This is a genomic window from Caulobacter segnis (assembly GCF_003243465.1).
Taxonomy (GTDB): Bacteria; Pseudomonadota; Alphaproteobacteria; order Caulobacterales; family Caulobacteraceae; genus Caulobacter; species Caulobacter segnis_A.
Genome location: NZ_QFQZ01000106.1, coordinates 1 through 11,898, shown reverse-complemented (window position 1 = coordinate 11,898; position 11,898 = coordinate 1). Strand labels below are relative to the sequence as shown.

The 11,898-nt window shown below is 67.9% G+C and carries 10 protein-coding genes; 4 read left to right on the top strand and 6 right to left on the bottom strand.

From position 1 onward, the window contains the following. The first annotated feature begins 255 nt into the window (after positions 1 to 255). The 3 genes from DI526_RS21495 to DI526_RS21485 all read left to right on the top strand — a co-directional run bounded on the left by DI526_RS21495 (position 256) and on the right by DI526_RS21485 (position 3,155). Positions 256 to 1,062: a DNA adenine methylase gene (locus DI526_RS21495; protein ID WP_304282445.1), complete on the top strand. Its 807-nt coding sequence runs from the start codon at positions 256 to 258 to the stop codon at positions 1,060 to 1,062. A 60-nt stretch (positions 1,063 to 1,122) separates the two neighbouring features. Beyond that, the gene (locus tag DI526_RS21490) at positions 1,123 to 1,404 is read left to right on the top strand and encodes a hypothetical protein (protein WP_304282441.1); all 282 of its coding nucleotides are present in this window, start codon (positions 1,123 to 1,125) and stop codon (positions 1,402 to 1,404) included. A gap of 326 nt (positions 1,405 to 1,730) precedes the next feature. Beyond that, entirely contained in the window at positions 1,731 to 3,155 is a 1,425-nt protein-coding gene (locus DI526_RS21485; RefSeq protein ID WP_304282438.1) for a serine hydrolase, read from the top strand. A gap of 5 nt (positions 3,156 to 3,160) precedes the next feature. Here DI526_RS21485 and mfd read toward each other — a convergent pair whose 3' ends face one another. Together mfd and DI526_RS21475 are read right to left on the bottom strand one after the other, a co-directional pair. Next, complete coding sequence (mfd, locus tag DI526_RS21480; protein ID WP_304282435.1) at positions 3,161 to 6,628, bottom strand: transcription-repair coupling factor; 3,468 nt, start codon at positions 6,626 to 6,628, stop codon at positions 3,161 to 3,163. Positions 6,629 to 6,649: 21 nt separating this feature from the next. Then, complete coding sequence (locus tag DI526_RS21475; protein ID WP_304282433.1) at positions 6,650 to 6,943, bottom strand: succinate dehydrogenase assembly factor 2; 294 nt, start codon at positions 6,941 to 6,943, stop codon at positions 6,650 to 6,652. Between the two features lie 199 nt (positions 6,944 to 7,142). On the opposite strand from DI526_RS21475, the gene DI526_RS21470 reads away from it, so the two are divergent. After that, positions 7,143 to 8,714, top strand: a complete 1,572-nt coding sequence (locus tag DI526_RS21470) for a DEAD/DEAH box helicase (protein WP_304282429.1) — start codon at positions 7,143 to 7,145, stop codon at positions 8,712 to 8,714. 77 nt (positions 8,715 to 8,791) lie between these two features. On the opposite strand, the gene DI526_RS21465 is transcribed toward DI526_RS21470, so the two are convergent. From DI526_RS21465 to DI526_RS21450, 4 genes are all read right to left on the bottom strand, one after another. Then, the gene (locus DI526_RS21465; RefSeq protein ID WP_304282426.1) at positions 8,792 to 9,475 is read right to left on the bottom strand and encodes an HTTM domain-containing protein; all 684 of its coding nucleotides are present in this window, start codon (positions 9,473 to 9,475) and stop codon (positions 8,792 to 8,794) included. After that, entirely contained in the window at positions 9,472 to 9,909 is a 438-nt protein-coding gene (locus tag DI526_RS21460) for a hypothetical protein (RefSeq protein WP_304282423.1), read from the bottom strand. Before DI526_RS21460 ends, DI526_RS21465 begins: the two co-directional genes overlap by 4 nt. 82 nt (positions 9,910 to 9,991) lie before the next feature. Further along, positions 9,992 to 11,143 (bottom strand): DUF563 domain-containing protein, encoded by a 1,152-nt coding sequence (locus DI526_RS21455; protein ID WP_304282421.1) that lies wholly within the window; start codon positions 11,141 to 11,143, stop codon positions 9,992 to 9,994. 60 nt (positions 11,144 to 11,203) lie between these two features. Beyond that, positions 11,204 to 11,898, bottom strand: a 695-nt coding sequence (locus DI526_RS21450) for an aldehyde dehydrogenase family protein (RefSeq protein WP_304282417.1), incomplete at its 5' end; no start/stop codon positions are given.

Genomic DNA, 11,898 nt, shown 5'->3' with positions numbered 1-11,898 from the left:
CGGACAACACCCACCCGAACATCGCGGGTACGGCCTACCTGGCCGGCAAGTTGACCGCCGGCGCCGTCGCCTGCCTGACCGCGCTGGCGGCTAGCCCGAACTGACCTGCGCCATAAGTCCTCCGCCTAAAAAGGCGGGGGCCGGGGCGCGCCAACGCCCCGAGCCGAGGGATTAGGCCCCTCACATCCGGGGGTGCACGCCCCTTCCGCCCCGCCACCGGTCCGGCCGGCGGGGGCTTTCTGAGTACCAATGCACATGGAGTCGAGTCCGATTTTCACTGCCGTCGAGCCCGTGCGCCCGGCGGCCCCGTACCTCGGCGGGAAGCGCAACCTGGCCAAGCGCCTGGTCGCTCTCATCGAGACCATCCCGCACACCGTCTATGCCGAGCCGTTCGTCGGCATGGGCGGCGTGTTCTTCCGGCGAAGGCTGCGGCCGAAGGTGGAAGTGATCAACGACTGGAGCCGGGACGTCTGGACGTTCTTCCGCATGCTCCAGGACCACCACAACGCCTTCATGGACCTGATCCGGTTTCACATCAGCTCACGGGCCGAGTTCGACCGCCTCAAGTCGCTGGACCCCGCCAACCTCACCGACCTGCAGCGTGCGGCCCGGTTTCTCTATCTCCAACGCCTGGCGTTCGGCGGGAAGATCACGGGCCGCAATTACGGCGTCTCGCTCGATCGGCCGGCCCGGTTCGATGTCTCGCGCCTCGCCGGCGACCTGGCGGACATTCATGACCGCCTCGCGGGCGTGGAGATCGAGTGCCAGCCCTGGGCTGAGTTCGTGGCGCGCCGCGACACGCCGGGAACGCTCTTCTACTTGGACCCGCCCTATTGGGCCTGCGAGGACGACTACGGCGAGGGGATGTTCAGCCGCGCAGACTTCGAGGCCCTCGCGGCGGTTCTGAAGGGGCTTAAAGGGCGCTTCGTAATGTCTTTGAACGACGTTCCAGGCGTGCGCGAGACCTTCAAGGACTTCCATATTGAAGGTGTGGGCACCCACTACGGTGTCGCCGGCGGCGGGGCCTCCCCCGCCCGCGAGGTGATCATCACGCCGGCCTAGACTCGTCTTGCCCCCCGCCGGCCCCTAGCTCCAGGATGGGGCCGGCGATAGGAGAGGCGTATGCGAACCCTCGGGCACTGCCAGGATCACGACCTCACCCTCTACACGGGCTGCAGCTGCGGCTGGTCGCGCAAGCGTCCGGCCCGAGGTGAATGCCGGGCCATGCGGTGCTTCACGATCGAAGAGCTGCAGCGGATGGGCTGGTTCGCCTGCGGCGGCTGTGGAAGTCGCGACCTTGGCGTCGCGGTCTACCGGGACGGCATCGGCTACCCAATGCAGCTGGAGGGGTGGCGGGGGCAGGGCGAAGGCTTCCGCCGCCCGCTCTCGCTGGCGGGCTATTGACCCCTGCTGAATTTCGGAGGCACTGCGAAACCAAGTGTCTGGCGCTGCGAAACCAAATGTCGCGCTACACGCATTGGGCCGGATCCAAGCGCCCTCCCCCGCGACGGGGACAGCTCTGAGTATGCGGGCGGTTTCAACGCGGATGATCCCGCGGCGTGCAAAAGTGAGAAGCCGTTGAAATCGTTCGGTTCGATTCCGGATACGCCGGGGATAGAGCGCCGCGAACGCTCGTAACTCCTCCCGCGATCCGGTGGAGCTTGTTGACTTGACTCGAAATTACAGTTGTAGCCCTACTGGAAACTACAAGAATAATTTCGGGGGCAGCTATGCGCATTCTTCTCTGCCTTGGCTTAGCGCTATCGGTGGTCGCCAACTTCGCTGAGGCGACGCCGCTTACGCCCGGCCAGAAGGCACGCATCCGCGCTATCATCGCGGACGCCAGGACCAAGTCCCCAGTTCCATCGACCTCGGTCGCCATCGTGGTCGACGGTCAATTGGCCTACGCCGAGGCGTTCGGCCTAGCCGACCTCTCCACGGGGCGAACAGCGACTCCGGACACCCGTTACGACATCGGCTCCGTTGGCAAACAATTCACGGCCGCCGCGGTGATGCTGTTGGTTCAGGACGGCAAGCTGTCTCTGGACGACAAGGTTGGCCGCTTTCTTCCTGAGCTGGCCGGCGCCGACAAGGTCAAAATCCGTCACCTTTTGTCCCACACGGCCGGCTATCGCGACTACTGGAGCGACGCCTATGACGCGGACGAGATGAACGCTCTGATCTCCCATCAGACACTCGTCAGCCGCTGGGGCGTCCGCCCGACGGCATTCGAGCCCGGCTCGGCCTGGGACTACAGCAACACCAACTACGTGATCGCCGGCAGGCTCGTTGAAATCGCCTCCGGCCGCTCATTGCCCGAAGTGCTCGCCGAGCGCGTGTTCCGGCCACTGGGCATGCGCAGCGCCGCCGACAGCGACGGCCTTCCAACCAGCGCCATGGACGCGGCACGATACACCCGCAACCTGCTGGGCCCGGCTCGCCTCGCGAACAATCCGGCGCGGGGGTGGGCCTTCGCCGCAGGCGGCCTCTCAATGACGGCCAGCGATCTGGCGCGTTGGGACGCCAGCATCATCCGCCGCTCCCTATTAGCTCCGGCCTCTTATGACGCGATGGCGAGCGAAACAATTCTGACAGACGGCACGGGCTCAAGATACGGCATGGGCCTCTATGTTGACGGCGCTACAGGCCATCGGCGCATCTATCACAATGGGTTCGCGCCGGGCGTCATCACCGAGAACCGGATTTATCCCGATGATGGCGTGGCCGTGGTTGTGACCGCCAATGCGGAATTCGGCATGGTCGTTCCCGAGATCGCGGACGGCCTTGAGAAACTGCTCATCTCGGCCACCTTCCCTAAACCGGCTACCTTTGGTGAGCCCGACCCGCCCAAGACAACCAAGGCGCCATCACCTCTTATCCGAGTCTATGTCGACCAACTTCGCAACGGACGGCTGGATCGTCGTCGCCTGACACGTCAGGCCAGCGCCTATTTCAGCCACGAGGTCCTGGCCGACTACCGCGACAGCCTTTCACGTCTAGGGCCGCCCAAGCGCTTCGTGACCCTGAGGCAAGAGCGCCAGGGCAACGTAAAGGTCAGCCTTTTTGAACTCGCTTGGCCGAGCCAACGCGTGTTGGGAATTCTGCGTGTGCGCGACGATGGCAAAATCACCGAGCTGTCGCTGATGGCCTTCTGACCTGCCTACCCCTTCGCCAGCTTCGCCAGCTGAGTCAGAATCTTCTCCGCCGCGTCGAGCCGCTGCGCCGGCGTTTCCCACTCGCCCTTCACGACCACCTTCTGGTCCGGGCGCACCTTCCAGATCAGGCTGTTCTTGGCGACGAACTGGACCAGGGCCAGCGGATTGGAGAACTCGTCATTGCGGAAGCTGGCCACCGCGCCCTTGGGGCCGACGTCGATCTTGGCGACATTGGCTTCGCGGCACAGGCCCTTGATGGCGACGACCTTCAGCAAGGAGTCGGTCTCGGGCGGCAGCGGGCCGAAGCGGTCGATCATCTCGGCGGCCAGGGCCTCGCGGTCGTTCGCCTTCTCGGCCTCCGAAAGGCGGCGATAGAGCGACAGGCGCACATTGAGGTCCGGAACGTAGTCGTCCGGGATCATCACGGCCGCGCCGGTGTTGATCTGCGGCGACCAGCCGCGATCCTCCAGCAGGGCTTCCTGGCCCTGGCGCTGCTTCAGCTCGGCGACGGCGTCCTCCAGCATCTGCTGGTAGAGCTCGACGCCGATCTCCTTGATGTGGCCGCTCTGCTCGTCGCCGAGCAGGTTGCCGCCGCCGCGCTGGTCCAGGTCGTGGCTGGCCAGCTGGAAGCCGGCGCCCAGGCTGTCCAGCGACTGCAGCACCTGCAGGCGCTTCTCGGCCGAAAGGGTCAGCGACTTCTCGACCGGCGTCGTCAGATAGGCGTAGGCGCGGGCCTTGGAGCGGCCGACCCGGCCCCGGATCTGATAAAGCTGCGCCAGGCCGAACATGTCGGCGCGGTGGACGATCAGGGTGTTGGCCGACGGGATGTCGAGGCCGCTTTCGACGATCGTCGTCGCCAGGAGAACGTCGTACTGGCCCTCGTAGAAGGCCGTCATCACGTCTTCCAGCTGGGTGGCCGACATCTGGCCGTGGCCGACGACGTACTTCACCTCCGGCACCTGGGTGCGGAGGAACTTCTCGATGTCCTCCAGGTCCTTGATGCGCGGCACGACATAGTAGGACTGGCCGCCGCGATACTTCTCGCGCAGCAGGGCTTCGCGCAGGGTCACCGGATCGAACGGGCTGATATAGGTGCGCACCGCTAGGCGATCGACCGGCGGGGTGGCGATGATCGACATTTCCCGGATGCCCGACAGCGCCATCTGCAGGGTGCGCGGGATCGGCGTGGCGGTCAGGGTCAGCATGTGCACGTCGGCGCGAAGCTCTTTCAGCTTCTCCTTGTGCTTGACCCCGAAGTGCTGCTCCTCGTCGACGATGACAAGGCCCAGGTCCTTGAACGAGACCTGCTTGGACAGCACCGCATGGGTGCCGACCACGATCTCGACTTGGCCGTCCGCGAGCCCCTGGCGGGTCTCGGAGGCTTCCTTGGCGGAGACCAGGCGCGACAGCGAGCGCACCTTGACCGGCCAGCCCTGGAAGCGGTCCTTGAAGGTCTTGTAGTGCTGGCGCGCCAGGAGCGTCGTCGGGCAGACGATCGCCACCTGCTTGCCGCTCATCGCCACCACGAAGGCTGCGCGAAGGGCGACCTCGGTCTTGCCGAAGCCGACGTCGCCACAGATCAGGCGGTCCATCGGCTTGCCGGACGACAGATCCTCTAGCACGTCGTGGATGGCGTTCAGTTGGTCGTCCGTCTCTTCATAGGGGAAGCGGGCGCAGAACTCGTCGAACACGCCGTGCGGCGGGTCGGTCTCCTCGACGTGCTTCAGCTGGCGGGCGGCGGCGATCTGGATCAGGCCCTCGGCCATGACCCGCAGACGCTCCTTGGCCCGCGCCTTGCGCCCCTGCCAGGCCGCGCCGCCCAGCTTGTCGAGCTGGACGTTGTCGGCGTCGGCCGCGCCGTAGCGGGTCAGGAGGTCAATGTTCTCGACCGGCAGATAGAGCTTGGCCTCGCCGCCATACAGCAGGTCCAGGCAGTCGTGCGGCGCGCCCTGGACGTCGAGGGTCTTCAGGCCCTCGTAGCGGCCGATGCCATGGTCGATGTGGACGACGAGATCGCCCGGCGTCAGGGCCGAGGCCTCGGCCAGGAAGTTGGCGGCGCGGCGCTTCTTGCGCGGACGCGCCAGGCGATCCCCAAGAATGTCGGTCTCGGAAATGACCGCCAGGGCCTCGGTCTCGAAGCCGTGGTCCAGCGGCAACACCACGCGCTGCGGGACCTTGGGGTCGTTGGCCTTGGCCGCCTGCCAGTAGCCGGCGAACGGGATTTTCTTCAGGCCGTGGTCGGCCAGCATGGTCCCCAAGCGCTCGGACGAGCCCTCGGACCACGAGGCGAACAGCACGCGCTTGCCCTCGGCCGCCAGCTTCTTGGCGTGGTCGGCGGTGGCCTCGAACAGGTTGACGCTGTCCTGGGCGCGCTCGGCGGCGAAGGTCCGGCCGAGCTTCGCGCCCAGGTCGACGACGTCCAGGCCCTGGGGCTGGAACGGGGTGAACTTGCGGTGCGTGCGGTCCGACAGCTCGTGGTCCCACTCGTCGGCCGTCAGATAGAGGGCCTCGGGCGGCAGCGGGCGGTAGGCCGACTTGCGGTCGGCGCTGGCGCGGGCCTCGTAGGCGTCGTGGATCATGGCCAGCCGTTCGTCGCGAGCCTCGGCGGCCTGGTGGTCGACGCCGATCAGGGCGCCGGCCGGCAGATAGTCGAACAGCGTCGCCATGCGCTCATAGAGCAGTGGCAGCCAGTGCTCGAGGCCGGCGCGGCGACCGCCCTCGCTGACCGTCGCGTAGAGGGGATCATCACCCGGCGCGCCAAACTCCGCGACATAGCCCTTGCGGAACCGCGACACGGCGTCGGCGTCGAGCAGCGCCTCGCTGACCGGCAGGAGGTCGATTTCCTTCAGCTGCTTGGTCGAGCGCTGGGTCTCGGGGTCGAAGGCGCGGATGCTCTCCAGGGTGTCGCCGAACAGGTCCAGGCGCACCGGTTCCTCGGCGGCCGGCGGATAGACGTCGATCACGCCGCCCCGGATGGCGAACTCGCCGCGCTCGGAGACCGTCGAGGCGCGGGCGTAGCCGTTGACCGCGAAATAGGTCTCCAGGTCCTTGATGTCGACGACGCCGCCGACCTTGGCGCTGTAGCTGGCGCGCAGCAGGACGTCCTTGGTCGGCACGCGCTGCAGCAGGGCGTGGGCGGCGATGACCAGGATGGCCGGCTTGGTCTCGCCGAGACCTCGCGCCAGGCGCGACAGGGTCGACATCCGGGTGGCCGAGACGCCGGCCGACGGCCCGATGCGATCATAGGGCAGGCAGTCCCACGAGGGCAGGATCACCGCCTCGATCTCGGGGGCGAAGAACTTCAGGCTGTCGACGAAGGCGCCGGCGCGGGCGGTGTCGCGGGCGACGAAGGCGGTCAGGCCGCCGCGCGCCCGGGCGATGTCGGCCATCACCAGCGCGTCGAAGCCTTCCGGCGCGCCGGCGAGAGTCAGGCCGCCGGCGGCCTTGGCGATCTGTTTGGCGTCGTAGGCCATCGGGTCTCTTGATCTAAAGGGTCAGGCGCCGTCGCCGGCGGGGCGCGACGCGTGCGCCTCGAACCTGAACGCGCGGATCATCGCCATGACGTCCGTCTCGAATTTTTCTGGTGTCGCCTCTTGGCCGACGATCCAGGCATAGATCTCGCGGTCCGACTGTTCGAGCAGGGTTTCCAGCGTGTCGAACTGCTCTGGCGTCATGTTCGGGCCATGGATATCCGCGAACGGGCCCAAGATCAGGTCCGCTTCCCGGAAACCGCGATGCCAGGCGCGGAAACGAAGCCGCCTAAGGCGGGAGTCGTGGTCGATGGTCATGCAGGGCCGGATATAGAGCGGCGGTCGGCGAGGCGCCAGCGGGATGGTCTTCGCGAACGCGGGGAAATACCCCCTCGCGCCTTGTGGCGATTGACTTTGGCGACTTTCGGCCTATTTATCCCCAGCTTCGGAGCAGGTCTGGCGAATCCGCGCCGCCCGCTCGCCCAAGCACGGGCGGCTCCGAGCAGACCAGCGTGTAATGACTGAATTCTCCGACCTCGGGCTCTCGCCCACGACCCTGCAGGCGGTCGCCGACACCGGCTATACCACTGCCACCCCCATCCAGGCCCAGGCCATTCCGGTGGCCCTCGCCGGCCAGGACGTCCTCGGCATCGCCCAGACGGGCACCGGCAAGACCGCCGCCTTCACCCTGCCGCTGATCGACAAGCTGCAGTCGGGCCGCGCCAAGGCCCGCATGCCGCGCGCCCTGGTCATCGCCCCGACCCGCGAGCTGGCCGACCAGGTCGCCTCCAGCTTCGAGAAGTACGCCAAGGGCACCAAGCTCTCGTGGGCGCTCTTGATCGGCGGCGTCTCGTTCGGCGACCAGGAAAAGAAGCTCGATCGCGGCGTCGACGTGTTGATCGCCACGCCCGGCCGCCTGCTGGACCACTTCGAGCGCGGCAAGCTTCTGATGACCGGCGTACAGTTCCTGGTCGTGGACGAAGCCGACCGCATGCTGGACATGGGCTTCATTCCTGACATCGAGCGCATCTTCAAGATGACGCCGCCCAAGAAGCAGACCCTGTTCTTCTCGGCGACCATGCCGCCGGAAATCACCCGCCTGACCAAGCAGTTCCTGCGCGATCCGGTCCGGATCGAGGTGGCCCGTCCGGCGACGACCAACGCCAACATTACCCAGCGCCTGGTCAAGGTGCCGTCCTCCGATCCCAAGGCCAAGCGCCTGGCGCTGCGCGCCGTGATCGAGAAGGCCGCGCCCGAGACGGGCATCGTCTTCTGCAACCGCAAGACCGACGTCGACATCGTCGCCAAGTCGTTGAAGGTGCACGGCTACGACGCCGCGCCGATCCACGGCGACCTCGACCAGAGCCAGCGCACCAAGACCCTGGCCGACTTCCGCTCGGGCGCGCTGAAGCTGCTGGTCGCCTCGGACGTCGCCGCGCGCGGCCTGGATATCCCGGCCGTCAGCCACGTCTTCAACTACGACGTCCCGCACCACGCCGACGACTACGTCCACCGCATCGGCCGCACCGGCCGCGCCGGCCGGACGGGCGAGGCCTACATGCTGGTCACCCCGGCCGACGACAAAGGCTTCGACAAGGTCATCAAGCTGATCGGCTCGACCCCCGAGGAAGAGAAGTTCGAGCTGGATTATTCGAACGCCGTCACCGTCAAGCGCGAGGGCGACCGCGACCGCAAGCGCGGCGGCCGTGATCGTGATCGCGGCGAACGCGGCGAGCGTCCGGGTCGCGGCCGTGGCCGGGGCCGTTCGGAAGAAGCCGTCGCCGAGGCGCCCGCCGAGGTCGCGGCCGAGGGTCCTGTCGCCGTCAGCGAGGAGCGCCCCGTCCGCGAGCGCAAGCCCCGCCGCGAGCGCGAACCGAAGGCCGTCGCCCCCGTGGAGGAGGCCGAGCGCCCCGTCCGCGCCGAGCGTATGGAACGTCCCGACCGCGCGGAACGTCCCGAGCGCCCGGTGCGCGGCGTCCAGCCTGTCCGCGACCGCGACGACGACGACCGCCGCGTCGTCGGCTTCGGCAATGACGTCCCCGCCTTCCTGGCGCGCCCGACGCCCGGCTTGAGCAAGTTCAAGGCCTAGCGGCGCGCTTCCTTCCCAAGAACCAAGGCGCTGGAGCCTGCTCCAGCGCCTTTTTCTTTGCGCTCTGGTCGCGGCGCCTAGGGCAGCAGCCGTCCCTGTAACCAAAGAAGGGCCGGATAGACCGACAGCCACGTCCAGAAGAAGCGGTTGAGGCCAAAGAGGCAGGCGTTGGCGAGGTGGAACGTCCCGGCCACGACCAGGGCCACGATGAGGCTTTCGCGCGTCAGCATGGCCAGGGGAAAGGCCAGCTCGAACCCCATCACCGCCCATGACATCACCGCCAGCAGCCTCGGCCTATCGGCAAGGGTCCGCAGCGACTCCGCCACCGGATAGGCCGAGAACTGGAAGACGTCGCGCAGGGCCTGGCCTGAACGCCACTCCGGGTTCACGACCTTGACCCAGCCGGAGATGAAGTAGGACAGCACCAGCTGGGCGCCGAGGTAGCCGAAGAACAGCTCCTTAAGCGGCGTGCTGGGCGCCAGGCTGGCCAGGGTCAGGCACCACAGGGACAGCAGGCCCAAACGGTCGCTGCCGCCGTTGTAGGGACCTTGGAAGCGGTGCAGGATCAGCAGCGAAAGCGCCGCCATCGCCACCAGCGGCCAGGGCGCCGCCAAGCCCAGCAGCACCAGCCCGCACAGGACCGCTCGCGCCAGGAACAGCGCCCGCTCGTCGCGGAAGCCGCGCAGGTGTTCGAGGCTCTGCTGCAAAAGCGCCAGGGCCAGCAGGGTCTGCGTCAGGCGAAGGGCGTCGGCCAGCATCATCGGATGGCGATCTGCGCCACGGCGCGCGGCGACGCCTCGAACAGCACCTCGCGCAAGATCGCGTCATCCTCGCGCGCGACGAACACCAGGCGAAACCAGAGCCAGCCCTCGACGGTCTCCGGCCCTCGTGCGAGGTCGGCGGCGATGCGCTTGAAGATCTCGTCTTGGCTGTGCGCCGTCGGCTGGTCGATCAGCCGTTCGGCGCAGCTGACCAGGAACAGGCTCTCGTTCCAGCGCGGGTTCCACAGCAGGCGCCCGGCCATCTCGCCGGGAAGCACGCGCGCCGGCCGACGTCGGAACTCTCGCCAATCGTCCGGCGCGGTCTCGGCGGAGGCCGTCAACGCATATTCGATGCGCGGCGACGGCGCGATGACGTCGAAGAAGTTCCAGGACGGGATCAGCGCCGGCAGCAGCAGCTGCAGCGGATTGGGCATGGTCCCCCTCCAGGACGGCCGAAGAATCGCCTGATCCTAGCGCATGACGCACGCCCTTCGAGAGCGGCGGCCCTCGCGCCGCCTATAGCGCCGCGTCCACGAAGCTCAGCAGGTCGTCCAGCGGCGGCTTGAAGGCGAACTTGAACCCCCGCCTGAGCCTTGCGGTCAGGGGCGCTTCCCGCGGCGGACAGGGCGAGGCGCAGACATAGCCCCGCCAATCCACGCCGACCTGCCGGCAGGCCGCCCTCACCCACTGGCTGGTGAAGTTCAGCGGCTGGATTTCCACGACCCGGGCGCCGCGCGACAGGAAGACGGCGTTGGCGAGCGCCGCGCCGCTGGCCCCGACCACGACCTCGGCGTCGCGCATCAAGGCCACCTGCTGACCGGCGCTGAGCTTCTCCGGCCGCACGATCGCGAAGCCGCGGGCGGCCAGGGCCCGCTCGAACGCCGCCTCGCCGACCATCACCCGCATCGACTGGCCGCGCCGGGACAGATAGACCCGCCGATGCCTCTGGCCGGCTGGCGCGCGGGCCAGGACCCGCGTCGCCAGGTCAGCCAGCAGGCCGTTCGGGTGGTGTAGGAAGTGGTCCATGCTGGTGGCGAAGGCCCCGCGCCTCAGCCGAACCAGCGGCGCGTCGATCTCCGTCACCACACGCTCGGGAAGCGCCATCGCGATCAGATCGCGCTGCCAGGCGGCCAGTTTCGGCGCCAGGATCGGGAGCTCGTCGAGCAAGCCCGCCTGTTCCAAGGCTAGCAGGGACGACAGGGCGTCGATGACGAAGTGGCCATAGTTGAAGGTCGCGCCCCAAGGCAGGAAGACGGCCCCGCCTTCCAGGCTCGGCGCGGCCGCCGCCGGCGTAAAACGCGTCCCGTTGTCGCTCAGCCCGGGAACCGCCGACAGGTCCGGCGAGCCATGGCGCGCCTCGCCGACCGTGGCGTTGTAGAGCGCGCCGTCGACGCCGATCAGGGCGCCCAGCCGCGGCGCCCACCACGTGTCGCCGACGACGCAGAGCGCCGGAACATTGACCGGCGGCGGGGTGGCGACGTCGTAGGGCCATGCGGACGCCTGCGGCCCGCCGATCTGGCCCAAGGGCGCGCCCGAGGAGGCGTCATGCTCGGGCGCCCAGCCCACGGCCGGCTCGGCGCGCGCGAGACGGCCTGGCAGGTCGAAACTCAACACCCGCGGCAGATCCTGGGCTTCGACGATAGGGCGCACGGTCAGCGACGCGGTCATGCCCCGCTTGGAGCATGACCGACGCCAGGAGGGAACCCTCCCCAGCCGGGCGGCGAGCGCCTAGCGCTTGATCTGGCTCGCCAGATACTTGCGGATCGCCGCGCCATAGGGCGGACGCAGCCCCAGCATCGGGGCGATGTCCTTCTTGAGCTGCTGGAACACCGCCTTCTTGTGGCTGAACTCCAGGAAGCCGTCGTGGCCGTGATAGGCGCCCATGCCGGCCGGACCAACGCCGCCGAACGGCAGCTCCTCCTGCGCGACATGGAAGATCACGTCATTGACCGTGACCCCGCCGCTGGTGGTGCGGGCCAGCACGCGGTCCCTCTCGGCCTCGTCGGTCCCGAACCAGTACAGCGCCAGCGGTCGGTCGTGGGCGTTCACATAGTCGACGGCCTCGTCGATCGTCCTATAGCTCTTCACCGGCAGCAGGGGACCGAAGATCTCGTCCTGCATCACCTTCATGTCGTCGGTGGGGTCGATGATCAGGGTCGGGGCGATCTTGCGATGCTCCTGCTGCGAGAGGTCCTCGCCGCCGGGATTGATCTCGACCACCCGCGCGCCCTTGGCCTTGGCGTCGTCGACATAGCCCTTCACCCGGTCGTAGTGGCGCTGGGCGACCAGGGCCGTGTAGTCGGGATTGTCCTTCAGGGTCGGGAAGTAGCGCCCGACCGCGGCCTTGGCCTCGGCGACGAAGGTCTCGACGTCCTCCTGCGGCGCCAGCACATAGTCGGGCGCCAGGCAGATCTGGCCGGCGT